The sequence below is a fragment of the Amycolatopsis kentuckyensis genome (assembly GCF_041679295.1).
Classification (GTDB): domain Bacteria; phylum Actinomycetota; class Actinomycetes; order Mycobacteriales; family Pseudonocardiaceae; genus Amycolatopsis; species Amycolatopsis kentuckyensis_A.
On the sequence record NZ_JBGDMD010000003.1, the window covers coordinates 1,073,547 to 1,095,355 of the forward strand.

The window sequence follows — 21,809 nt, forward strand, 5'->3', positions numbered from 1 at the left end:
CGGGCCCCGGCCCGTCACAGCTGCTCGGCCGCCAGCGCGGTCCCCTCGACCCGCGCCTTGATCTTGGCGAACGCGATGTCCCGCGACGTCGACGTGTCGTCGGCGAACGGCGAGAACCCGCAGTCGTCGCAGGTGCCCAGCCGCTCGGCGGGCAGGTACTTCGCCGCGGTCAGCACGCGGTCGCGGACCTCCTCCGGCGTCTCCACCCGCGGGTCGATCGGGTCGATCACGCCGACGAACACCCGCTGGTGGTCCTGCAGGTGATCGGCGATCACCTGCAGCGCGCGCTCCGGCTCGGCCTCGCTCGCGAGCTGGACGTAGAAGTTGCCCGCCCTCAATTCGAAGAGAGCCGGCAGCAGACCCGCGTAGTCGACGTCGAGGCTGTGCACCGAGTCCTGGTCGCCGCCGGGGCAGGTGTGGACGCCGATCTTCGCGCGCTCCTCCGCCGTGAAGCGGTCCAGCACGGCGTTGTTGAGGTCGACGAACTGCCGCAGCAGCCCGCCGGACGGGTCGAGCTTCAGCGACAACCGCCCCTCGGTGAAGTCGATCTGGACGCTGTGCGCCCCCGCGTCGAGGCTGCGCCGGATGTCGGCTTCGGCTTCGTCGACGAGATCCGCCACGAACTGCTCCTGCGAATACCCGTCGATGCCGTCGGCCGGGTAGATCAGCGAGAGCGCCGAAGCGGCGATCACGGCCTGCTTGACCGGCTTGCCGGTGAGGGCTTTCGCGCGCGTCAGGTAAGCGTCCGCGTGCGTGGCGTAGCGGAACGGGCCCGCGGTCAGCCGCGGCAGCTGCCGGGTGTGGCCGTCGGCGAACGGGATGACGACGCCGTCCGGCGCCAACGCGGTCAGCCCGGCCAGCGGGTAGGTCGCGAAGCTCGGCTTGCCCTGTTCGCCGTCGGACACGACCGGCGAGCCGGTCTCCTCGAACCGGCTGATCGTGTCGGTCAGCGCCCGGCTCTCCAGCTCGGCGAGCGCGGCGGCGTCGATCCGTCCGGCCGTGAAAGCGCCGAGCCCCTCGATCAGGTACTCGGGGCGCGGGATGCTGCCGATCGGTTCGGTGGGCAGGGTCATGGAGTCCTCCGCTGCTTGAAGGTCCTGACCGGCCTCGACCGGCGCGAAGCCGGCCGGACCGGCCTCGTGCTCCGCGAACGTAACGTGTTCCCGGCCGGTCACGGAGCGCGGATCACCCGGTCGGAGCAGCAAAAAGCACGAAATGAGAAGGCGATTGGCGGTTCGCCGGGAGGACGATTGGGTATTCGCTCTGGCGATACGGCGGGTTCGGCGCCGAAGGAGTACCCCGATGCTCAGCCACCACGATCGCACCGAGCTCGAGAAGATCGAGCGGCACCTCGAGGTCACCGACCCCGACCTGGCCACCGCGCTGCGCGAAGGCCGGCGCCCGAAGTCGCGCGCGCTCCGCAGCGCTCTCCTGATCGTCGTCGACGTCGTCGCCGTGACACTGCTGGTGCTCGGGCTGATCCTGCCCGACCCCGGCGTGACGCTGTGCGGGATCCTCGCCCTGACCGGCACCGTCTGGACCCACGTGGCGCGCCACCGCCTCTGAGGCAACACTGGGCGGCGTGAAGTGGGTCCTGCACGTCGACCTCGACCAGTTCATCGCCGCGGTCGAGATCGCCCGCCACCCCGAGCTGCGCGGCAAGCCCGTGGTCGTCGGCGGCAACGGCGACCCCACCGAACGCGCCGTCGTCGCGACCGCGTCCTACGAGGCCCGCGAGTTCGGGATCCAGTCCGGCATGCCGCTGCGGATCGCGGCCAAGCGCTGCCCGGACGCCGTCTTCCTGCCCAGTGACCCGCCGGCCTACCTCGAGGTCTCCGAGCACGTCTTCGCCGCCGTGCGGGAATTCCCCGTCGTGGTGGAGGTGCTGGGCTGGGACGAGGCGTTCGTCGGCGCGGAAACCGACGACCCGGAGGCGCTGGCGGCGGCGATCAAGGAGGCCGTGGCGCGCGAGACCGGGCTGTCGTGCGCGGTCGGGATCGGGGACAACAAACTGCGGGCCAAGCTCGCCACCGGGTTCGGCAAGCCGGGCGGGATCTTCCGGCTGACGCAGGCGAACTGGTGGGAGGTCATGGCGGCGCGCCCGACCGACGCTCTGTGGGGCATCGGCGGCAAGACGGCGAAGAAGCTGGCCGAGCTGGGCATCGCGACGGTCCTCGACCTGGCTGGCGCCGACCCGGCCGAGCTGGCGGCCCGGTTCGGCCCGAAGACCGGCCCGTGGCTGCGCCTGCTCGGCGGCGGGATCAGCGACGCGGAAGTGAGCGCGACACCGTACGTGGCCCGCTCCCGCAGCCGCGAGACGACGTTCCAGCGCGACCTCACCGACCCGGCGGAGATGGCGGCAGAGGTGTCGGCGCTGGCGAAGCGCGTGTCGCAGGACGTCCTGGACGAAGGCCGCCCGGCGGCGCGGGTCGCGGTGAAGGTCCGGTTCGTGCCGTTCCTGACCCACACGCACAGCGTCACGCTGCCCGAGCCGACGTCGGACGCGGCGGAGATCGACCGCGCGGCCCAGGAGGTGCTGGGGATGTTCGAGCTGACCCGCGCGGTGCGGCTGCTGGGCGTGCGCGCGGAGTTCCCGCGCGAGGACTAGAGCCCGTCGGGGAGCGGCAGGGGCCGGTCGGGGTCCAGTTCCACGCCCACCGCCCGCAGCGTGTGGTCGAGCATCGCCCAGATCGTGCCGCTCAGCTGGGCCGTCAGCTGGTCCAGGGTGAGCGCGCCCGGGTGGTCGAGCCAGCGGGTCGTCGCCGATTCGACGTAGCCGACCAGGCCGAACGCGATCGTGTCCGCCGGGGCCGGGTCGCGGCCGAACGCCGTCAGGTAGCCCGCGAACAGGCCGCTCAGGTGGCGGGCGATCGTGCCGCGGACGTCCACCGGTCCCGGGGCCGCGCGGGCCAGGTAGCGGTGCAGGTGGACGTGCTCGGTCAGCCAGCGCAGGTGCGTCGCGATCACCGTCGAGATCATCTCGTTCGGCGAGCCCGACGGGTGCCAGAGCGGCTCGAGCTCCGCCGTCACCAGCTCGGCCGCGCGCTCGGCGATGGCCCGCTGGAGGTCCGCCGCGTCGGCGAAGTGCTTGTACAGCCGCGTGCGGGCGACGCCGGCGCGCTCGGCGATCTGCTCGGTCGAGACGTCCGGGCCGTGCTCCGCGATCGCCGCCAGGGCCGCGTCGACGAACTCCGCGCGCCGGCGTTCCTGCTGGCCCGCCCAGCGCGTAGCCCGTCCGTCGACCTTGGTCACCCGGGAAGCCTACTCAAGCCCCGCGAACCGGTGTACGCTCCCAAAGTAACTAGTACAGCGTGTACCCCCTACTTCCGGAGGTCGCCATGGGCGTCGAGGCCCAGGACCGGGACGTCACCGCGGCGAGGCTGCTGAAAAGCTCCGCGAAGAACTCCTACGACCCGTACGTCGACATCGACTGGGCCGCGCCGCTCGCCGAAGGCAAGGCGTACATGCCGCTCGAGCGCGTCTCGCTCTACGGCACCGTCCTGTGGGCGAAGCTGACGCCGGAGCAGCGGATCGAGCTGTCCAAGCACGAGATCGCCAGCATCATGAGCGTCGGCCTCTGGTTCGAGATCGTCCTCATGCAGCTGCTCGCCCGGTACGTCTTCGACCTCGACGCGCGCACCGAGCACGCGCAGTACGCGATGACCGAGATCGGCGACGAGACCCGGCACTCGGTGATGTTCGCCCGCACCGCCGACCGGCTCGGCGTGCCGCGCTACGGCGTCCCGAAGGTCGTGCACCGCGCCGCGAAGGTGTTCGGCGCGACCGCGGCCGGGCCGTCGATGTTCGCCAGCGTGCTGGTCGCCGAGGAGACCACCGACCGGCTGCAGCGCTCGATGATGGACGACGACGGCATCCAGCCGCTGATCCGCTCGGTCAACCGCATCCACGTCGTCGAGGAGGCCCGGCACGTCCGGTTCGCCAAGGAGGAGGTGCTGCGGGAGACGCCGAAGCTGTCGAAGGCGGCACTGCAGCGGCACCGGGTGCGGACCGCGCTGGTCGCGTTCGGCGTCATCGACAGCATGGTCGACCCGCGGATCTACCGCAGCGTCGGGATCGACCCGCGCGAAGGCCGCGCCGCGGCGCTCGCCAACCCGCACTTCCACGAGACGCGGCGGTGGATGGCCGAGAAGATCGTGCCGTTCCTGCGCGAGGCGGGGCTGATCGGCGGCCGGTCGGAAGGCATTTGGCGGCGCGCACATCTCATCTGAGCCGCTGACGGCCGAATTGCCTTCCCGGGACGATCCGGACTGCGCCAGGATTCCCCGGTGACCGAGGGATTCTCGCAGCAGCTCCCGCCCGGACCGCCGCCGGCCGTCGCACCGCCGCCGCGCCCGGTGCTCGCCCGGCCCGCCATCGCCGGTCTCCTCGGCGTGCTGGTCGGCGCGTTCCTGGTCGGTGTGCCGTGGCTGGTGCTCAGTTTCTTCGGCGACGCGCCGAGCAGCACCCCGCTGACCGCGCCCGCGAACCTCGGCGGGCTCGGCAAGGCCCAGGACGCGATCACGAAGCTCGACGCCGTCCGGGGCAAGGCCCAGATCGACCGCATCACCAAGACCGACCAGGAGACCGCCACGCGCGTGTCGGCGGCCTACGACGGCGCCGGCGCGGTGGTCCAGGACTACCAGGACGAGCGGCTGCTGCGGTCCTTCCAGCTGGTGGCCGTGCGCGCGCCGTCGCCGGAACTGTTCGCTCCCTACGAAGACGTCCAGGCCCTCGGGATCGCCAAGCCGGGCACCGAGCTGGTGCGCGCCGGCGCCGTGCAGTGCCTGGTGCACAACGCCCCGGCCGCGCCCGGCTCGACCCCGGACCCGGACCAGTCCTTCGTGCTGAACTGCCAGCGCACCGGTCCCGGCCTGACCGTCGCGGTGCGGAGCCTGGGCACCGAGGGCAACCGCGATCCGCGGGAAATGGCTGGGATCGTCGACCAGGCGTGGACCACACTGGGCGGGTGATCATCATCCGGACCGCCCACGCCGGGGACGAAGGCGCGCTCGCGAAGCTGGACGAGCGCACCTGGACCTCGGCGGTGTCCCCCGCTCCCCCGCCGCCGCCCGGCACGCCGTTCTTCGACGAGGGCTGCCGGCCCGAAGACGTCCTCGTCGCGGAGCACGACGGCGCGATCGCCGGCTACGTCCGGCTGAACGTGGGCTTCGGCATCCCCGCCCACGCCCACGTGCGGGTGATCGGCGGGCTCGCCGTCGACCCGGACCGGCGCCGGCTCGGGATCGCGCGCCGGCTCGTCGACGCCGCCGTGGCCGAGGCGCGGGCCCGCGGGGCGCGCAAGGTGACGCTGCGCGTGCTGGGTCACAACACCGCCGCCCGCCGCGTCTACGAAGCGTGCGGCTTCGTCGTGGAAGGCGTGCTGCGGGCCGAATTCCGCGTCGACGGCCACGACGTCGACGACGTTCTCATGGCCTGCCGGCTCGCTTGACAGCCTCCCGGCGGCTTTGCCATCCTGGTCCCGGGCCGAGAGGCGCTGCGACGGAACTCTTTCCGCCACGCTCGGCCCGGACCACGACTCCAAGGGCGCCTCCCGCGAGGGAGGTGCCCTTTTTGCTGTGGTGTCCCGCCTCCCGAGCGTCCCGCCGACGAACTCCGGAGTGCACCGAAGCATGAGTGACAAGCTGCAGAACCGCAATGGCCTCGACTTCGCCGTCGCCGACCTTTCCCTCGCCGACGCCGGCCGCACCCAGCTGCGCCTGGCCGAGCACGAGATGCCCGGCCTGATGGCGATCCGCCGCGAATACGCCGCGGCGCAGCCGCTGAAGGGCGCCCGCATCGCCGGGTCGCTGCACATGACCGTCCAGACCGCCGTGCTCATCGAGACCCTGGTCGCCCTCGGCGCCGAGGTGCGCTGGGTGTCCTGCAACATCTTCTCCACGCAGGACGAGGCCGCCGCCGCGGTCGTCGTCGGCCCCGAAGGCACGATCGACGCGCCGGCCGGCACCTCGGTGTTCGCCTGGAAGGGCGAGACGCTCGAAGAGTACTGGTGGTGCACCGACCGGCTCTTCGCCTTCCCCGGCGGCAACGCGCCCAACATGATCCTCGACGACGGCGGCGACGCCACCCTGCTCGTCCACAAGGGCGTCGAGTTCGAAGCGGCGGGCGCGGTGCCGCAACCGTCCGAAGAGGACTCCGACGAGTACCGGATCGTCCTGGAGACGCTGCGTGCGAGCATCGCGGCCGACGGCGACCGCTTCACCCGTATGGCCAAGGAGATCCGCGGCGTCACCGAGGAGACGACCAACGGCGTCAAGCGGCTCTACAAGCTCGCCAAGGACGGCGAGCTGCTCTTCCCCGCGATGAACGTCAACGACTCCGTGACGAAGTCCAAGTTCGACAACAAGTACGGCATCCGGCACTCCCTTGTGGACGGTCTGAACCGCGCCACGGACGTGATGATCGGCGGCAAGCGCGTGGTCGTCTGCGGCTACGGCGACGTCGGCAAGGGCGCGGTCGAGGCGCTGCGCGGCCAGGGCGCCCGGGTCGCGGTCACCGAGATCGACCCGATCTGCGCGCTGCAGGCGGCGATGGACGGGCTCGACGTCGTCGAGCTGGACGACGTCGTCGGGATGGCCGACATCTTCATCACCACCACCGGCAACTTCGGCATCGTCTCGGCGGACCAGATGAGCCGGATGAAGCACAACGCGATCGTCGCGAACGTCGGGCACTTCGACAACGAGATCGACATGGCCGGCCTGGCGAAGCTGCCTGGCATCGCGAAGAAGGAGATCAAGCCGCAGGTGCACGAGTGGACGTTCCCGGACGGCCACGCGATCATCGTGCTCTCCGAAGGCCGCCTGATGAACCTCGGCAACGCGACCGGCCACCCGTCGTTCGTGATGTCGAACTCGTTCACCAACCAGGCCATCGCGCAGATCGAGTTGTTCGCCAAGCCCGGCGAGTACGCCACCGACGTCCACCGGCTACCCAAGCACCTCGACGAAAAGGTGGCCCGGCTGCACCTCGACGCGCTCGGTGTGAAACTCACCAAGCTCACGAAGGCCCAGGCGGAATACATCGGCGTCGACGTCGAAGGTCCGTACAAGCTCGATCACTACCGGTACTGATCCGAGATTGCTCCGTTTGACGCAGTTTGCCACACCGGGAAAGTGGCCATCCTCCCCGTGACAGCGCATCCGCCCGGCCGGTTCGGCGGGTGGGTCCCATGCGAAGGAGTGTGTGTCAAAGTGATCGTTCTCGGTGTAATTCTTCTGATCATCGGGTTCATCGTGGGTATCCCGGTGCTTTACACCATCGGCATCATTCTCGCGGTGGCCGGCGTGGCGCTGGCCATCCTGGGCGGCACCGGCCGCCGGATCGGTGGGCGTGCGCACTGGTACTGATCGAGTACTCGCGAACGGCCTGGCACGGCGTCAGCAGCAATGCTCGCCGTGCCAGGCCGTTCGGCCTTCTTTCACCGCCACGAAAGCGATGAAGAGGGCGACGACCGGATCGGCCCACCACCAGCCCCAGACGGTGTTGAGCAGCAATCCCGCCAGCAGGACCGCGGAAAGGCAAGCGCAGAGCAAAGTCTGCCGGGAATCCGCGACCGCGCTGGCCGAACCCAGTTCCCGGCCCGCTCGCCGTTGCGCGGCGGACAGGACGGGCATCACGACAAGCGAAACCGCCGCCAGGACGACACCCGTGAGCGAGCTTTCCGGTGCCGCCGCGGTGAAGAACGTCCGCACGGAATCCGCGGTCACGTAAGCGGCCAGCGCGAAGAACGACAGCGCGATCAGCCGCAGCGCCCGCCGTTCGCGGGCTTCCGGGTCCCGGCCCGAGAACTGCCACGCGACCGCGAGCGCGGAAGCGACCTCCACCACCGAATCCAGTCCGAAGCCGATCAGCGCGCCGGACGAGGCCACCGAGCCCGCCGTCAGCGCGACTGCGGCTTCGACGACGTTGTAGGCGATGGTCGCCGCCACGAGCAGCCGCACCCGGCGCACCAGCACGGCCCGGCGGTCCGCGGCGACCGTGACCGGCCCGCAGCAGCCGTCGGAGCAGGCGCCGGTCATGCCGGCTCGCACTCTTCCCGCGGCTCGACCGCCAGCACCACCTGGACGAGTTCGCGCAGCGCGCGGGCCAAGTGGCCGTCGGCGATCTCGTAACGCACCTGACGCCCTTCGTAGCCGGCCACGACGAGCCCGCAGCCGCGCAGGCACGACAGGTGGTTCGAGACGTTCGAGCGGCTCAGCCCGAGGTCGGCCGCCAGCCGGCCGGGGTAGGCGGGACCGTCGAGCAGGGCGGTCAGGATCCGGCAGCGGGTCGGGTCGGCGAGGGCGCGCCCGATCCGGGCCAGCGCCGACTCCCGCGTCTCACAGGTCACCATGCGATGAACTGTACATCGACGGCTGACTGATCGCGAGCGGGCATGAAAAGGGTCCTCCGGCTCCGAGGGGGAGGGAGAGCCGAAGGACCCCCGTAAGTGTTAGCACATCGCCAAGCCCGTGTACACAGCTGCATACACGATCGTGTTACGGCCTTCACGCGTTCCTGATGCCGCGAAGGCCTTCCCGCCGGCGGTGAAGCCGGGCGGGAAGGCCTTCGCGGATCCTGGCGGGAGGCTCAGGAAGCTTGACGCAGCAGGGGTTTTCCCGGCGCGGCGGCGCAGCCGCACCCGCCGCCGAGCGCCTGGCAGTCGACGATCAGGCCGTGCCGGACGCGGTCACCGTCCGAACAGGCCACCGCGGTGCACTCGGTGAACCCGCCTTCCGGGTGCACCACCAGCGTGCCGTGGCAGTGGTCGATGCCCGCATCGCACGAAGCGCATTCCATGAACCCTTGGTACCACCGGGAACCCCGCGGACGAGGGACGCCCGCGACGGCGTGTCGCGCCGTCACCCGGCCGGGGATCAGGCCGACTTGGGCGCCCGCTTGCGCGGCGCCGGCTTCTTCTTCGCGGCCGGCTTTTCGTCCTCATCGGACTCCTCCGAAGAGGACTTCGCCCCGCGGGACTTCTTCGCGGCGTCCACACTGGCCTGCAGCGCCGCCATCAGGTCGACGACGTCGGCCTTCGCGGTGACCGCGGCGGGCTTGGTCGTCTCCTCCCCCGCCACCTTGGCCTCGATCATCTCCTCGAGGGCCTCGCGGTAGTGGTCGTGGTACTTCTCCGGTTCGAACACCGGCTCGGCCAGCGAGTCGATCAGCGACCCGGCCATGGTCAGCTCCTGCGGCCGGATCTGCGGCGGGTCGTCGCGCAGGAAGGGGAAGTCGGGCTCGCGGACCTCGTCCGGCCACAGCATCGTCGTCATCACCAGCACGTCGGCGTGCACCCGCAGCACCGCCATGCTCTCCCGCTGCCGCACCGCGACCTTGGCGATCGCCACCTGGCTCGACTTGTGCAGCGCGTCCCGCAGCACGACGTACGGCTTCACCGCGTTCTTCTGCGGCTCGAGGTAGTACGTCCGGTCGTACTGGATCGGGTCGATCGACTCGAGCGGCACGAACTCCAGCACGTCGATCGTGCGCTGGGTGGGCAGCGGCAGGTCGGCCATCTCGGTGTCGGTGATCACGACCATCTCGCCGTCGGGCAGCTCGTAGCCCTTGGCGATCTCGGCGTAGGGCACCTCGGCGCCGTCGATCGTGCAGAAGCGCTTGTACTGGATGCGGCCGCCGTCGGCCTCGTGCACCTGGCGCAGGGAGACGTTCTTGTTCTCGGTGGCCGCGTAGAGCTGGATCGGGATGCTCACCAGCCCGAACGACACCGAGCCCTTCCACATCGCCCGCATGCCACGCACCTCCGAGATCGCCTTCACGCTACGTGACAACCGTAGCCCGAAACGTCCCGAGGCGACAGCCTGATCTAGACCTCTGCCAGGTACTTCTCCCAGAGTGCGGGGTCCATGAACCAGTTCTGGAAGTCCGTGGGATCGGTGAACCCGTTCGCGAACCGCCGCGCGACGGCGGGGTTCTGGCCGGCCACCCCGAGGATCTGGAGCACGTGCGGGGGCGGCGGGAGCAGCAGCGCGTTGGTCCATTCGGTGACGTGCCGGGCGTACTCCCAGTAGCGCTCGAACGTGGCGTCCATCCACGAGGCGTCGAACGGCTCGTCGCCGCGCTCGACGATCGCGTCGAGGTAGGTGGCCGCGCAGTGGCTCGCGTTGTTCGAACCCTGGCCGGTGATCGGGTCGTTCGCGACGACGACGTCGGCCATGCCCAGCACGATCGCCCCGCCGGGCAGGGTGCCGACCGGCCTGCGCACCACCGGTGTGTAGCCGCCGGCCAGCGTGGCCTTCGCGTCGGTCAGCTCGGCGTCGCGGCAGCGGTCGTACTCCCACGGCACGAACTGCTTCATCAGGTCGAGGATCCGCCCGAAGTGCTCGGCCGGGCCCGGGCGGTCGTCGAAGCAGTCCAGCGGCCCGCCGGGAACGCCCTCGAAGAAGAGGATGTCGCAGTTCCCGCTGAGCGTGTACGCGGGGATCATGAACAGCTCGCCGACGCCGGGGACGATGTTGAACCGCACCGCCATCCGGTCCGGGTGCTCCGGCCGCGGCCGGACGCCGTGGGCGTAGGCGAGCGACAGCGCGCGCATCGGCTTCGTGTACGGCGACCGCTCGGGCACCCGGTCGAACAGCTGGACCAGCTCGCCCTTGCCGGCCGAGATGATCACCAGGTCGTAGAGCCGGGACAGGGCGTCCAGTTCGGACGTCATCACGCCGTGGATGACGAGCTTGCCGCCGCGGTCCTCGAACAGCTCCAGCCAGCCCGCCATCTTCACCCGCTGGTCGACCGACTGCGCGACGTGGTCCAGCTCGGCGAACCAGTCGAGCGCGCGGCCGCCGTCCGGCGCCGCCACCGACACGCCCAGGCCTTCGACGTTGACGGTGTCGGCTTCCCACAGGTTGATCCCGAGGTCCCGCTCGTGCTGCAGCGCGTCGTGGAACATGCACTGCGTCGACATCACGCGCCCGTTGCGGATCTCATCCGGCGTCCGCGCGGACATCACCGTGACGTCGTAGCCCTTCGCCTGCAGCCCGAGGGCCAGCTGCAACCCGGACTGCCCGGCGCCGACGATCAGAACCCTGCGCATGAAGCTCGTTCTCCTTCTCAGGCGTTCGGGACGCTGCCGGCCAGCTCGCGCGGGCCGGACAGCACGGCCAGCGACAGCGTGTGGCTCACCAGCTCGGTCAGGGTGGCGATCGCCGAGGCGCGGTCGCGGGCGTCGCAGGTGACCAGCGGGACGCTCGGATCGAGGGCGAGCGCGTCGCGCACCTCGTCGAGGTCGTGCACCGGCATGCCCTCGAACTGGTTGACCGCGACGACGAACGGCAGGTCCGAGTCGTTCTCGAAGTAGTTGATCGCCGCGAACGACTCGTCGATCCGGCTGGTGTCGACCAGCACGACCGCGCCGAGCGCGCCCCGGCTCAGGTCGTCCCAGAGGAACCAGAACCGTGCCTGGCCCGGCGTGCCGAACAGGTACAGCAGCAGGTCCGGGCGCAGCGTGATCCGGCCGAAGTCCATCGCCACGGTCGTCGTCGACTTGCCGCCGGGCGGGATGTCGTCGACGCCTTCGCCGGCCTCGGTCATCCAGGCCTCGTTGCTCATCGGCGGCACCTCCGACACCGCGCCGACGAACGTGGTCTTGCCGACACCGAAGCCCCCGGCGACGACGATCTTCGCGGAGATCGTCAGCAGATCGCCCTCAGGCGGGGAGCCGCTTGAGCCCATCAAGGATCCTCTCGAGCACGTTGGTGTCGTGGTGGTAGGCGTGCGCGGTGGGGTGGACGAACACCGCGCCCTGGGACGCGAGGTCGCCGATCAGCACCCGCACCACGCCCAGCGGCAGGTCGAGCCCGACCGACAACTCGGCGATCGAGCACCGCGCGCGGGCGCGTTCGTAGAGCGAGCGCGACTCGGGCATCAGCGTGCCGCTCAGCGCGGGGTCGTACCGCGGGACCGAGACCAGGGTCTCCACCAGCAGCTGGTGCCGGGTGCTGGTGCGGCCGCCGGTGAGCGCGTACGCGCGGATCCGGCGGCTGCGCCTCGGCAAGGCGGTGTCCTTTTCGGACACTGAAATCACATCCTCGTCGGGCACGCTGATCACACCCGGGGGCGGCGCGCGGTGAGCACCTGGCGCAGTTCGGCGCGCACCTCGGGGGTGAGCGCGTGGCCGGCGTTGGTGATGAACTGGGTCATCTCGTAGGCGACCACCTTCATGTCCGCCTCGCCCGAGGTCAGCACCGCGAGCCCGGCACCGGAACCGATGCCCATGAACAGGAAGTAGCCGTGGGTGAGCCGGATGATGATCTGCTCGCAAGCGCCCTTCCCGAACAGCGCCGCGCTGTTGCCGGCGAGCGAGAGCAGGCCGCTGGCGATCGCCGCGAGCTGCTCGGCCTCGGCTTCGCCGACCGAATCGGACGCGGTGAGGGGGAAGCCGTCCACGCTCATGATCAGCGCGTGGCTGACGCCGTGGACCTTGCGCACGAAGTCGTCGAGCAGCCAGGCGAAGTCCGCCGGGGCCGGGTGGGGGGCGCTCACGAGGCGGTTCCTCCGGGCGTCTCGTCCTGCTGGGCACGGTGGTTCTCGGCGAGGGCGGCCCGCTCGCCGTCGGCGAAGGCGCCGAGGTCGGCGAGCAGCTGCTCGTGGCCGTTCGCCGCGGGTTCGGCGGCCGGGGGCGGTGGTGGCGGTTCGGGCGCGGCACCGCGGATGCTGCCGGGCACGCGCCTGGGCAGGCCGTTGGCCGTGGTGCCGCCGGTCTCGAGCGGCCGCGGGCGGGGGCTCGGCTTGCGCGGCACGGCCCGCACCGGCTCTTCTCGCGGGAAGGTCCCGGGACGCCGGCGCGGCAACCCGCCGACGGCGGCCGGTTCGCCTTCCGGTGCCGGCACCGGCTCCACGGTGACGGTCTTGGTGCCCGACCACGCGTTTTCGGCCAGCTCGGTGACGATGCCCGTGGGCAGCAGCACGGTCGCGACCGTGCCGTGCGGGCTGCGCCGGTCCAGCCGCACGGTGACGCCGTGGCGGGCGGCGAGCCGGGAGACCACCGCGAGGCCCATGTGCCGGGCCGCGGCGTCGTCGAGGTCGCCGCCGGCGGCCAGCCGCGCGTTGAGGCCGTCGATCCGGTCGGCCGGGATGCCGATGCCCTCGTCCTCGATCCGGACGAGCACGCTGCCCTGCTCGGTCAGGTGCGCGCTGACGTTCACCGGCGAGCTGGGCGAAGACTGGTTGGCGGCGTTGTCGAACAGCTCCGCGAGCACCCGGCCCAGGTCCTCCGCGGCGAAGCCGACGACGCCGAGGTTCACCACGCGGCCGATGGTGATCCGGGCGTAGTGGTCGATCGAGGACATCGCCGCGCGCATGACGTCGAGCACCGTCGTCGCGCGGGCGGCGTCGTCGGCGGTCTCCTGGCCGGCCAGCACGCGCAGGTTCTCGGCGTTGCGGCGCAGCCGGGTCGCGAGGTGGTCGAGCTGGTAGAGCTCGGCGAGGCGGTGGTGGTCCTCCTCCCCCGCCTCCAGCTCTTCGAGCCGGGCCAGCAGCTGGTCGAGCAGGTTGAGGTCACGCAGGGCCACGCTGGCGCAGATCTCGGCGAGCACGGCGTCGTCCGACGGCGCCGGCGGGACCGCCACCGGCGGCGTCAGCTGCGCGATCGCCGGACCCGCGGCGGGTGCGTACCCGGGGTGCTTCGGGGGCGCCGTGAGGAACTGCGCGGCGGCGACCCGCGAGCGGTCCAGCAGGACGCGTGATCGATCCAGGAGTTCCCGGGCCCGGCTCGCCATGTGGTCCCACTTCTTCCTTGCTCAGGTGCGGAAAACGCGTACGCGACGCCGACCCCCGGCGGCGACGCCCGACATGCAAGCAGAAAGCCTCGTCGGATGTCCACAGCCGGTCCCCGCGCGATCGCGCGCAGTGAGCGGATTTTCAGGGCGTAGCTCCTGGTGAGCGCAGTGCGTTAGGCCAATCGGTCCATTTTTGCAATTTGCGCCCCGCAACGGAACGCACACGGACGCCGATACCGCAGGCCGGGCGGCCGCGCACGACGGAATCCACCCGTGTCCGGTTCGACCGGATTTTTGCGTGCCCCGCACTTTTTTGCGGGGCACGCAAGTTTTTCGCTACACTCCGTTTATGCCGCCGGAGGAGCCACCGAAGCTGACGCTGCGGGAACGCAAGAAGCGCGAGGCCCGCCGGGCCCTCGCGCAGGCCGCGTTGCGGCTCACGCTGGACCGCGGGCTGGAGAACGTCCGCGTCGAGGACATCGCCAACGAGGTGGGGGTCTCGCCGCGGACATTCAACAACTACTTCTCGAGCAAGGAGCAGGCGGTCTGCTCGATGGTCGTCGACCGCCACGAGGGGATGCGCGAAGCCCTGCTCGCCCGGCCGGCGGGCGAGCCGCTCTGGGAGTCGGTCAAGCAGGCGGTGATCCACCAATATTCGCGTGAAGGCGAGCCGGATCGCGCGTATGTTGCGCGTATCCGGGAGCTGATGGGCCAGCTCATGCTGCGCGGCGAGTTCCTCAACGCCCACGCGGCGGTCGAACGCGTCCTCGCCGAGACCATCGCGAAGCGGGCGGGCGGGGCGGACCACCTCCTGTGCCGGCTGATGGCCTCCACGGTGGAAAGCGCTGTCCGCGTCGCCTTCGTCAACTGGTTCATGACCGAGGGCGAGCCGTTCCTCCCGACCCTCGAACGGCTGCTGGACGAGCTGGCCGCCGGGATGCCCACCCTGACCGGCGGCACCGCACCGCCACCCGGACCGAACACCACCACCACTCCACTGGGGGAATCGTTGTGCTAGTCAAGCTCCTGCGGGCGCACCTGCGCCCGTACAAAACCACGTTGTGGGTGATCGTGGTGCTGCAGCTCGTGCAGACGATCGCCATGCTCTACCTGCCGACGCTCAACGCCGACATCGTCGACAACGGGCTGATCAAGGGCGACATGGGGTACATCCTGCGCATCGGCGCGGTGATGCTGGCCGTGACGCTCGCCCAGATCGCCGGCTCGATCGGCGCGGTGTACTACGGCGCCCGCACCGCGATGGCGGTCGGGCGCGACATCCGGGCCGGGGTCTTCCACCGGGTGCAGGACTTCTCGGCCCGCGAGGTCGGCCAGTTCGGCACGCCGTCGCTGATCACCCGCACCACCAACGACGTCCAGCAGATCCAGATGCTCGTGGTCATGACGCTGACGCTGATGGTGTCCGCGCCGATCATGTGCGTCGGCGGGATCATCCTGGCGCTGAACCTCGACGTGCCGCTCTCCTCGCTGCTGCTGGTGATCGTGCCGGTGCTGGCGATCGCGGTCGGCACGATCATCACCAAGATGCGCCCGGCGTTCCGGCTGATGCAGGAGCGGATCGACCGGATCAACCAGGTGCTGCGCGAGCAGATCATGGGCATCCGCGTGATCCGCGCGTTCGTTCGCGACTCCCGCGAACGCGAGCGCTTCGACGTCGCGAACGACCAGCTGCTCACGGTGTCGCTGCGGGTCGGGCGCCTGATGGCGCTGATGTTCCCGATCGTCATGCTGGTGATGAACGCCTCCAGCGTCGCCGTGCTGTGGTTCGGCGGGCAGCGCATCGACTCCGGCAGCATGCAGATCGGGGCCATGACGGCGTTCCTGTCCTACCTGCTGCAGATCCTGATGGCCGTCATGATGGCCACGTTCATGTTCATGATGGTGCCGCGCGCGGAGGTCAGCGCCGAGCGGATCAGCGAGGTACTCGACACCGAGTCGAGCGTCCGCCCGCCGGTGTCGCCGATCCGCCCCGGCGCGGTGCACGGGCACCTGGAGCTGGCCGGCGTCGAGTTCCGCTACCCCGGCGCGGAAAAGCCGGTGCTGCAGGACATTTCGCTGATCGGGCGGCCGGGTGAGACCACCGCCGTGATCGGGTCCACCGGCACTGGCAAGACGACGCTGCTGAACCTGATCCCGCGGCTGATGGACGCCACCCGCGGCACGGTGAAGGTCGACGGCGTCGACGTCCGCGACCTCGACCCGGCGGTGCTCGCCCGCGCCGTCGGGCTGGTGCCGCAGAAGCCGTACCTGTTCGCCGGGACGGTCGCGAGCAACCTGCGCTACGGCAACCCGGACGCCACCGACGAAGAGCTGTGGCACGCGCTGGAAGTGGCGCAGGGCAAGGACTTCGTCGAAGCGATGGCCGAGGGCCTCGAGTCGCCGATCGCCCAGGGCGGCACGAACGTCTCGGGCGGCCAGCGGCAGCGGCTCGCCATCGCCCGGATGCTGGTGCACAAGCCGGAGATCTACCTGTTCGACGACTCGTTCTCGGCGCTGGACTACGCGACCGACGCGGCCCTGCGCCGCGCGCTGGTCTCCGAGACCGCCGACGCGACGGTGATCATCGTGGCGCAGCGGGTCAGCACCATCCGGGGCGCCGACCGCATCATCGTCCTCGACGAGGGCCGCGTCGTCGGCACCGGCACCCACCACGAACTGTTCGACAGCAACGAAACCTATCGCGAGATCGTGCTGTCGCAGCTCACCGAGCAGGAGGCGGCGTGAGCACCACGGAATCGCCGAAGGCCGCCGTCACCGACGCGGGCGAGCGCCCGACGGCCGAGCGGCACAAGAACACCGGCGCCGCGACCGCCGGCCCCGGCCGCTGGATGGCCGGCGGCGCCCCGCCGGAGAAAGCCCTCGACTTCAAGGGTTCCCTGAAGCGGCTGCTGCGGATGCTGGCCCCGCAAAGGCTGCACCTGATCGGCGTGCTCGTGCTCGGCGCGGCCAGCGTCGCGCTGACCGTGATCGGGCCGAAGATCCTCGGCCAGGCCACCGACGCGATCCTGGCCGGCGTGCTCGGCAAGCAGGTGCCGCCGGGGGTCACCAAGGAGCAGGTCGTCGCCGGGCTGCGCGCCCGCGGCGACAGCACGCTCGCCGACATCTACGGCCGCGTCGACCTCGTGCCCGGCGTGGGCATCGACTTCGACAAGGTCGGCCAGATCCTGCTGATCGTGCTGGCGCTGTTCGTCATCGCGTCGTTCTTCGGGCTGATCCAGGCCCGGCTGACGACGACGCTGGTGCAGCACGCGGTGTACCGGCTGCGCGAGGACGTCGAAGCGAAGTTCTCGCGGCTGCCGCTGAAGTACTTCGACCGCCAGCCGCGCGGCGAGGTGCTGTCCCGCGTCACCAACGACATCGACAACCTGGCGATGTCGCTGCAGCAGACGCTCTCGCAGATCGTCTCGTCGCTGCTGACGGTCATCGGCGTGCTGATCATGATGTTCCTGATCTCGCCGCTGCTGGCGGCGATCGCGCTGCTCACGGTGCCGCTGTCGGCCGTCGTCGCGGCGAAGATCGGGAAGCGGGCGCAGCCGAACTTCATCAAGCAGTGGTCGACGACCGGGAAGCTCAACGCGCACGTCGAGGAGATGTACACCGGCCACTCGCTGGTCAAGGTGTTCGGCCGCCGCGAGGAGTCCGGGGCGATCTTCGACAAGCAGAACGAAACGCTCTACGAAGCGAGCTTCCGCGCGCAGTTCATCTCCGGCATGATCCAGCCGGCGATGATGTTCATCGGCAACCTGAGCTACGTGCTGGTGGCCGTGATCGGCGCGCTGCGCGTCGCCTCGGGCAGCCTGACCCTCGGCGAGGTGCAGGCGTTCATCCAGTACTCGCGCCAGTTCAGCCAGCCGGTCACGCAGATCGCCAGCATGGCGAACCTGCTGCAGTCCGGGGTCGCGTCGGCCGAGCGGGTGTTCGCGCTGCTCGACGCCGAGGAGCAGGCGCCGGAACCGGAACACCCGGAGCGGCCCGCGGTGGTCCGCGGACGCGTCGAGTTCCAGGACGTCTCGTTCCGCTACCTGCCGGACAAGCCGCTGATCGACGACCTGTCGCTCACGGTCGAACCGGGCCAGACGGTGGCGATCGTCGGCCCGACCGGCGCGGGCAAGACGACGCTGGTCAACCTGCTCATGCGGTTCTACGAGCTGGACGGCGGGCGGATCACGCTCGACGGCGTCGACATCGCGAAGATGAACCGCGAGGAGCTGCGCGACCAGACCGGCATGGTGCTGCAGGACGCGTGGCTGTTCGGCGGCACGATCGCGGAGAACATCGCCTACGGCGCGGACGACCCGAGCCGCGAGGAGATCATCGAAGCGGCGAAGGCGACCCACGTCGACCGGTTCGTCCGGACGTTGCCGGACGGCTACGAGACGGTGCTCGACGACGAGGGCGGCACGGTCAGCGCGGGCGAGAAGCAGCTGATCACGGTGGCGCGGGCGTTCCTGGCCAAGCCGGTGATCCTGATCCTCGACGAAGCGACGAGTTCGGTGGACACGCGCACCGAGGTGCTCATCCAGCGGGCGATGAACTCGCTGCGCAGCGGGCGCACGAGCTTCGTGATCGCCCACCGGCTCTCGACGATCCGCGACGCGGACGTGATCCTGGTGATGGAGCACGGGCAGATCGTCGAGCAGGGCGACCACGAAACACTGCTCGGCAGCGGCGGCGCGTACGCGCGGCTGTACGCGGCGCAGTTCGCCGAAGCCATGGCGGAGACCGACTGACGCCGGCTTCAAACCAAGGTCATGAACGGCGCCGGTCGGTCAGCACGCGAGTGCGGGAAACGTCTTGAATGAGTCATTCAGGACGTGGGACGTCTTGAATGACTCATTCAAGACGTTCGGCGGGGCCGGCCACCGTGAACGAGCCGTTCAGGGCAACCTGCCGCGCCGCACGGCCCGCCCGGTACCCTGGACGCTCCCGAGCGGAAGGGGTACCGGGGCGGCGATGGCCGACAAACTCGAGGAGTACCGCGGCAAGCGCGGCCGGGACCGCACCCCCGAACCCTGGCCCGACGGCCCGCCGGAGCCCGGGGGCAACGACCTCTTCGTCATCCAGGAGCACCACGCTTCCCGGCTGCACTGGGACTTCCGGCTGGAACGCGACGGCGTGCTCGTGTCCTGGGCCGTCCCGCGCGGGCTGCCGCTCGCGCCCGGGGTGAACCGGCTCGCGGTGCACACCGAGGACCACCCCATGGAGTACCTCACCTTCGAGGGCGAGATCCCGGCCGGCGAGTACGGCGGCGGCCGGATGACCGTGTGGGACACCGGGAAGTACGAAACCCTGCACTGGAACGACCACAAGGTCGAGGTCGTCTTCCACGGCGAGCGGGCGCGCGGCAAGTACCTCTTCCTCAACCGGCACAACGCCGACGACGACCGCGACTGGATGCTGCGGCGCCTCGACCCGGCCGAGCCCGGCCACGAAGACGCCCCCGAGTTCCTCGAGCCGATGACGGCGGTCCCGGGCGAGCTGCCGGCCGAGGACGACGACTGGGCCTACGAGTTCGCCTGGGGCGGCCTGCGCACGATGCTGCTCGTCTCCGGCGGCCGCGTCACCGCGCACGACGACACCGGCGCCGACGTCACCAGCCGCTACCCGGACCTGCACAAGCTGGGCGAAGAGCTCGGGTCGACGGAAGTGCTGCTGGACGGCGAAGTCGTCGTGATCAAGGACGGCAAGCCCTACCCGCAGGGCCTCGAGGAGCGCCGCCGGGCCGACGGCAACGCGGCGAAGCGGCTCAAGGCGCACTGCCCGGTGTTCTACTTCGCCTACGACGTCCTGCACCTCGACGGCCGGCCGACCCTCGACCTGCCCTACACCGAACGCCGGGAGCTGCTGGACGACCTGCCGGTGACCGATCGCCACTGGCAGGTCCCCCGCTACTTCGCCGACGGCGGCGAGGACGTCCTCGGCGCCAGCCGCCAGCACGGCCTGCCGGGAGTGGTCGCCAAGCGGGCCGACGGTCCGTACCGGCCCGGCGCCGGCGACTGGGTGTTCATCGGGAACTGAAAGCTCAGTGCACCCGCGGCAGGACGGTGAGCGGCCCGCGCCGCGCGTCCTTCAGCAGGACCACCGCGAGCACCGCCCCGACGACCGCGACCACCGCGCAGATCACCAGGCTCTCGTGGAACCCGGCCAGCGCCCCGGCCGGCCCGGGCGTGGCGGCCATGCTCGACGCAATGACCGTCGACGCCACCGCGACCCCGAACGCGCCGCCGATCTGGAACGCCGCCGTGCTCGTGCCGGACGCGATGCCCGCGTCGGCCTTGGTGGCGCCCGAGAGCGCCGCCGCCGCGAGCGCCACCGGGCCCGCGCCGAGCCCGAGGCCGAACAGGACCAGGCCCGGGAACACGGCCGTGAAGTACCCGCTGTCGGCCGAGATGCCGACCAGCAGCGCACAGCCGATCCCGAGCAGCAGCAACGCCGTCACCGCGACCGGGCGGACGCCGCGGCGGGCCATGCCCGCCTGTGCCGCGAACGCGCCGACCACCGACGCGATCGGCATCGCCGACTGGCTCACGCCGAACTGGATCGGCGTGTAGCCCAGCACCCCCAGCGAGTACTGCGAAAGCACGACCGACATCCCGAAGCCCGGCACCAGCGCCACGATCGTCAGCAGGTTGGCGCCCAGCACGGTGGTCGACCGGAAGAGCCGCGCGGGCAGCAGCGGGTTCGCCGAGCGCTTCTCCACCAGTACGGTCAAGCCGGTCAGGACCACGAAGAGCGCGCCGAGTCCCAGGACCGGGAAGCTCGTCCAGCCCAGCTGCGGCGCCTCGACCAGCAGGTAGACCAGCAGCGCGAGCGCCGCGGTGCCCAGGACCGCCCCGGCGACGTCGAAGGTGCGCGACGCCGACGCGTCCCGGCTTTCCCGCAGCAGCACCGGGCTCAGCACGAGCATCACGATCGCGACCGGGACGTTGACGTAGAACAGCGACTGCCAGCCGAGCTTGTCGAGCAGCGCCCCGCCGAGCAGGAGACCCGTGGTCGCGCCCACCGCGGCGATCGCGGACCACGTCGCCAGCGCGCGGTTGCGCGCCCGGCCCTCCGGGAACGTGTCGGTGAGGATCGCCATCGCGGTCGGCGCCATCAGCGCCGCCGAAACGCCGTGCAGCGCCCGGGCCGCCAGCAGCAGCGGCGCGGCCGTCGCCAGCGCCGAGAGGATCGAGACCAGCAGGAACAGCACCGTCCCGAGCATGAACACCCGGCGGCGGCCCAGCAGGTCCGCGGCCCGGCCGCCGAGCAGCAGCAACCCGCCGAACGTCAGCAGGTTGCCGGAGAGGATCCACTGGGCCTCGACCGGCGAGAGCCCGAGGTCCGCCGCGATCACCGGCACGCCCATGATCACGCTCTGGGCGTCCAGGATCACCATGAAGTTGGCCGCGCAGAGCAGGATCAGGGCCGCCAGCCGGCGGGGTTCCGCCTGCCGCGCGGCCGCATCCGGCCGCGCCGATTCCGCGAGGGTCATCCGCGCTCCCATGCTCGTTCCGATCGTGCGACCGACCGTACGAACTCCGGCGCGGTGGGCTCATCTCCCCCGCTGCGAGATCAGTCGCCGCGGACGAGCACGACCACGCCCGCCACGACGACCACCGCGCCCGCGACCACGTTGCCGACGAGCGCGGCCGTCGACGGCTGCGTCTCCGCGGCGGAACGCAGCAGCCACGGCGAAAGCGCCGTCCACGCGCCGAGCACCGGTACGACCCAGCCGAGGAACCGCAGCCGCCGCGTCGCGGTGCGGGCGATGGCCAGCGCGACCAGGACCAGGCCGACGACGGTGTTGCTGAGCGCGAGCACGCCCGCGCCACCGAAACCGGTGACCCAGGGGGCGAGCACGAGGTAGAGACCGGCGAGCAGGACGAAACCCGCGGCGGCGCCGATGACGGCGGTCCGCTGCCTGCCGGCCGGGGTGCTGTGCGAAGTCATCTCCTCACCTCCACCCCGGAGAGGTACCCCGCGGTAGCGGCCGGTAACCGGGGTCTGCCCGCAGCCCTCGGAACGGGCAGGCCCCGGCCGGGGAAACCTCAGCAGCCGCAGGTGTAATAA

Annotated in this window: 24 protein-coding genes and 1 riboswitch; of the genes, 11 read left to right on the forward strand and 13 right to left on the reverse strand. The window is 70.8% G+C overall.

Annotated features, from left to right (window positions below; translation table 11 throughout):
* Positions 1-14: 14 nt before the first annotated feature.
* Positions 15-1,073 carry a cobalamin-independent methionine synthase II family protein gene (locus tag ACERZO_RS16605; protein ID WP_372665538.1) on the reverse strand — a complete coding sequence of 353 codons (1,059 nt, stop codon included), beginning with the start codon at positions 1,071-1,073 and terminating at the stop codon, positions 15-17.
* A gap of 229 nt (positions 1,074-1,302) precedes the next feature.
* Between ACERZO_RS16605 and ACERZO_RS16610 the strand changes: the two genes are divergently transcribed.
* Positions 1,303-1,566 (forward strand): DUF3040 domain-containing protein, encoded by a 264-nt coding sequence (locus ACERZO_RS16610; RefSeq protein ID WP_372665539.1) that lies wholly within the window; start codon positions 1,303-1,305, stop codon positions 1,564-1,566.
* A gap of 16 nt (positions 1,567-1,582) precedes the next feature.
* The gene (locus ACERZO_RS16615; protein WP_372665540.1) at positions 1,583-2,608 is read left to right on the forward strand and encodes a DNA polymerase IV; all 1,026 of its coding nucleotides are present in this window, start codon (positions 1,583-1,585) and stop codon (positions 2,606-2,608) included.
* On the opposite strand, the gene ACERZO_RS16620 is transcribed toward ACERZO_RS16615, so the two are convergent.
* Entirely contained in the window at positions 2,605-3,252 is a 648-nt protein-coding gene (locus tag ACERZO_RS16620) for a TetR/AcrR family transcriptional regulator (protein WP_372665541.1), read from the reverse strand. The genes ACERZO_RS16615 and ACERZO_RS16620 overlap by 4 nt on opposite strands.
* An 86-nt stretch (positions 3,253-3,338) precedes the next feature.
* Here ACERZO_RS16620 and ACERZO_RS16625 point away from each other — a divergent pair, with 86 nt between their 5' ends.
* The 5 genes from ACERZO_RS16625 to ACERZO_RS16645 all read left to right on the forward strand — a co-directional run bounded on the left by ACERZO_RS16625 (position 3,339) and on the right by ACERZO_RS16645 (position 7,367).
* Complete coding sequence (locus tag ACERZO_RS16625; RefSeq protein WP_372665584.1) at positions 3,339-4,229, forward strand: AurF N-oxygenase family protein; 891 nt, start codon at positions 3,339-3,341, stop codon at positions 4,227-4,229.
* 57 nt (positions 4,230-4,286) lie between these two features.
* Complete coding sequence (locus ACERZO_RS16630; protein WP_372665542.1) at positions 4,287-4,970, forward strand: hypothetical protein; 684 nt, start codon at positions 4,287-4,289, stop codon at positions 4,968-4,970.
* Complete coding sequence (locus ACERZO_RS16635) at positions 4,967-5,449, forward strand: GNAT family N-acetyltransferase (protein WP_372665543.1); 483 nt, start codon at positions 4,967-4,969, stop codon at positions 5,447-5,449. The genes ACERZO_RS16630 and ACERZO_RS16635 overlap by 4 nt, the downstream gene beginning before the upstream one ends.
* Before the next feature lie 31 nt (positions 5,450-5,480).
* Positions 5,481-5,557, forward strand: a riboswitch (S-adenosyl-L-homocysteine riboswitch).
* Between the two features lie 73 nt (positions 5,558-5,630).
* Positions 5,631-7,091 (forward strand): adenosylhomocysteinase, encoded by a 1,461-nt coding sequence (ahcY, locus tag ACERZO_RS16640; protein WP_372665544.1) that lies wholly within the window; start codon positions 5,631-5,633, stop codon positions 7,089-7,091.
* Positions 7,092-7,211: 120 nt separating this feature from the next.
* Positions 7,212-7,367 carry a hypothetical protein gene (locus ACERZO_RS16645; protein ID WP_086678182.1) on the forward strand — a complete coding sequence of 52 codons (156 nt, stop codon included), beginning with the start codon at positions 7,212-7,214 and terminating at the stop codon, positions 7,365-7,367.
* 30 nt (positions 7,368-7,397) lie between these two features.
* Here ACERZO_RS16645 and ACERZO_RS16650 read toward each other — a convergent pair whose 3' ends face one another.
* The 9 genes from ACERZO_RS16650 to ACERZO_RS16690 all read right to left on the reverse strand — a co-directional run bounded on the left by ACERZO_RS16650 (position 7,398) and on the right by ACERZO_RS16690 (position 13,736).
* On the reverse strand, positions 7,398-8,039 hold the full coding sequence (locus tag ACERZO_RS16650) for a cation transporter (RefSeq protein WP_372665545.1): 642 nt from the start codon (positions 8,037-8,039) through the stop codon (positions 7,398-7,400).
* Entirely contained in the window at positions 8,036-8,353 is a 318-nt protein-coding gene (cmtR, locus tag ACERZO_RS16655; protein ID WP_372665546.1) for a Cd(II)/Pb(II)-sensing metalloregulatory transcriptional regulator CmtR, read from the reverse strand. The genes ACERZO_RS16650 and cmtR overlap by 4 nt, the downstream gene beginning before the upstream one ends.
* Before the next feature lie 236 nt (positions 8,354-8,589).
* Positions 8,590-8,799 carry a hypothetical protein gene (locus tag ACERZO_RS16660; RefSeq protein WP_372665547.1) on the reverse strand — a complete coding sequence of 70 codons (210 nt, stop codon included), beginning with the start codon at positions 8,797-8,799 and terminating at the stop codon, positions 8,590-8,592.
* A gap of 77 nt (positions 8,800-8,876) precedes the next feature.
* Positions 8,877-9,752: a non-homologous end joining protein Ku gene (gene ku / locus ACERZO_RS16665; RefSeq protein ID WP_372665548.1), complete on the reverse strand. Its 876-nt coding sequence runs from the start codon at positions 9,750-9,752 to the stop codon at positions 8,877-8,879.
* Positions 9,753-9,826: 74 nt separating this feature from the next.
* On the reverse strand, positions 9,827-11,053 hold the full coding sequence (locus tag ACERZO_RS16670; protein WP_372665549.1) for a styrene monooxygenase/indole monooxygenase family protein: 1,227 nt from the start codon (positions 11,051-11,053) through the stop codon (positions 9,827-9,829).
* Between the two features lie 17 nt (positions 11,054-11,070).
* The gene (locus ACERZO_RS16675) at positions 11,071-11,691 is read right to left on the reverse strand and encodes a GTP-binding protein (RefSeq protein ID WP_364465765.1); all 621 of its coding nucleotides are present in this window, start codon (positions 11,689-11,691) and stop codon (positions 11,071-11,073) included.
* Positions 11,666-12,034 carry a DUF742 domain-containing protein gene (locus ACERZO_RS16680; protein ID WP_086678176.1) on the reverse strand — a complete coding sequence of 123 codons (369 nt, stop codon included), beginning with the start codon at positions 12,032-12,034 and terminating at the stop codon, positions 11,666-11,668. Before ACERZO_RS16680 ends, ACERZO_RS16675 begins: the two co-directional genes overlap by 26 nt.
* Positions 12,035-12,063: 29 nt before the next feature.
* A complete protein-coding gene (locus ACERZO_RS16685) occupies positions 12,064-12,501 on the reverse strand; it encodes a roadblock/LC7 domain-containing protein (protein ID WP_372665550.1) in 438 nt (145 codons plus the stop codon).
* The gene (locus ACERZO_RS16690; protein ID WP_372665551.1) at positions 12,498-13,736 is read right to left on the reverse strand and encodes a sensor histidine kinase; all 1,239 of its coding nucleotides are present in this window, start codon (positions 13,734-13,736) and stop codon (positions 12,498-12,500) included. Before ACERZO_RS16690 ends, ACERZO_RS16685 begins: the two co-directional genes overlap by 4 nt.
* A 349-nt stretch (positions 13,737-14,085) precedes the next feature.
* Here ACERZO_RS16690 and ACERZO_RS16695 point away from each other — a divergent pair, with 349 nt between their 5' ends.
* From ACERZO_RS16695 to ACERZO_RS16710, 4 genes are all read left to right on the forward strand, one after another.
* Positions 14,086-14,754: a TetR/AcrR family transcriptional regulator gene (locus ACERZO_RS16695; protein WP_372665552.1), complete on the forward strand. Its 669-nt coding sequence runs from the start codon at positions 14,086-14,088 to the stop codon at positions 14,752-14,754.
* The gene (locus tag ACERZO_RS16700) at positions 14,748-16,481 is read left to right on the forward strand and encodes an ABC transporter ATP-binding protein (RefSeq protein ID WP_372665553.1); all 1,734 of its coding nucleotides are present in this window, start codon (positions 14,748-14,750) and stop codon (positions 16,479-16,481) included. The genes ACERZO_RS16695 and ACERZO_RS16700 overlap by 7 nt, the downstream gene beginning before the upstream one ends.
* Positions 16,478-18,487, forward strand: coding sequence for an ABC transporter ATP-binding protein (locus tag ACERZO_RS16705; RefSeq protein WP_372665554.1), 2,010 nt, complete (start codon positions 16,478-16,480; stop codon positions 18,485-18,487). Before ACERZO_RS16700 ends, ACERZO_RS16705 begins: the two co-directional genes overlap by 4 nt.
* Before the next feature lie 223 nt (positions 18,488-18,710).
* Entirely contained in the window at positions 18,711-19,775 is a 1,065-nt protein-coding gene (locus tag ACERZO_RS16710; RefSeq protein WP_372665555.1) for a DNA polymerase ligase N-terminal domain-containing protein, read from the forward strand.
* Positions 19,776-19,779: 4 nt separating this feature from the next.
* Here ACERZO_RS16710 and ACERZO_RS16715 read toward each other — a convergent pair whose 3' ends face one another.
* Positions 19,780-21,231: an MFS transporter gene (locus ACERZO_RS16715; RefSeq protein ID WP_372665556.1), complete on the reverse strand. Its 1,452-nt coding sequence runs from the start codon at positions 21,229-21,231 to the stop codon at positions 19,780-19,782.
* Between the two features lie 80 nt (positions 21,232-21,311).
* Positions 21,312-21,689, reverse strand: coding sequence for an SPW repeat protein (locus tag ACERZO_RS16720; RefSeq protein ID WP_372665557.1), 378 nt, complete (start codon positions 21,687-21,689; stop codon positions 21,312-21,314).
* Positions 21,690-21,809: the final 120 nt, after the last annotated feature.

Excerpts from the sequence above, each read along its gene's own strand:
- ACERZO_RS16720 (WP_372665557.1), bottom strand. The coding sequence starts at position 21,689 with ATGACTTCGCACAGCACCCCGGCCGGCAGGCAGCGGACCGCCGTCATC.
- ACERZO_RS16715 (WP_372665556.1), bottom strand. The coding sequence starts at position 21,231 with ATGACCCTCGCGGAATCGGCGCGGCCGGATGCGGCCGCGCGGCAGGCG.
- ACERZO_RS16690 (WP_372665551.1), bottom strand. The coding sequence starts at position 13,736 with ATGGCGAGCCGGGCCCGGGAACTCCTGGATCGATCACGCGTCCTGCTG.
- ACERZO_RS16605 (WP_372665538.1), bottom strand. The coding sequence starts at position 1,073 with ATGACCCTGCCCACCGAACCGATCGGCAGCATCCCGCGCCCCGAGTAC.
- ACERZO_RS16675 (WP_364465765.1), bottom strand. The coding sequence starts at position 11,691 with ATGGGCTCAAGCGGCTCCCCGCCTGAGGGCGATCTGCTGACGATCTCC.
- ACERZO_RS16660 (WP_372665547.1), bottom strand. The coding sequence starts at position 8,799 with ATGGAATGCGCTTCGTGCGATGCGGGCATCGACCACTGCCACGGCACG.
- ku (WP_372665548.1), bottom strand. The coding sequence starts at position 9,752 with ATGCGGGCGATGTGGAAGGGCTCGGTGTCGTTCGGGCTGGTGAGCATC.
- ACERZO_RS16710 (WP_372665555.1), top strand. The coding sequence starts at position 18,711 with ATGGCCGACAAACTCGAGGAGTACCGCGGCAAGCGCGGCCGGGACCGC.
- ACERZO_RS16650 (WP_372665545.1), bottom strand. The coding sequence starts at position 8,039 with ATGACCGGCGCCTGCTCCGACGGCTGCTGCGGGCCGGTCACGGTCGCC.
- ACERZO_RS16695 (WP_372665552.1), top strand. The coding sequence starts at position 14,086 with ATGCCGCCGGAGGAGCCACCGAAGCTGACGCTGCGGGAACGCAAGAAG.
- ahcY (WP_372665544.1), top strand. The coding sequence starts at position 5,631 with ATGAGTGACAAGCTGCAGAACCGCAATGGCCTCGACTTCGCCGTCGCC.
- ACERZO_RS16625 (WP_372665584.1), top strand. The coding sequence starts at position 3,339 with ATGGGCGTCGAGGCCCAGGACCGGGACGTCACCGCGGCGAGGCTGCTG.
- ACERZO_RS16670 (WP_372665549.1), bottom strand. The coding sequence starts at position 11,053 with ATGCGCAGGGTTCTGATCGTCGGCGCCGGGCAGTCCGGGTTGCAGCTG.
- cmtR (WP_372665546.1), bottom strand. The coding sequence starts at position 8,353 with ATGGTGACCTGTGAGACGCGGGAGTCGGCGCTGGCCCGGATCGGGCGC.
- ACERZO_RS16610 (WP_372665539.1), top strand. The coding sequence starts at position 1,303 with ATGCTCAGCCACCACGATCGCACCGAGCTCGAGAAGATCGAGCGGCAC.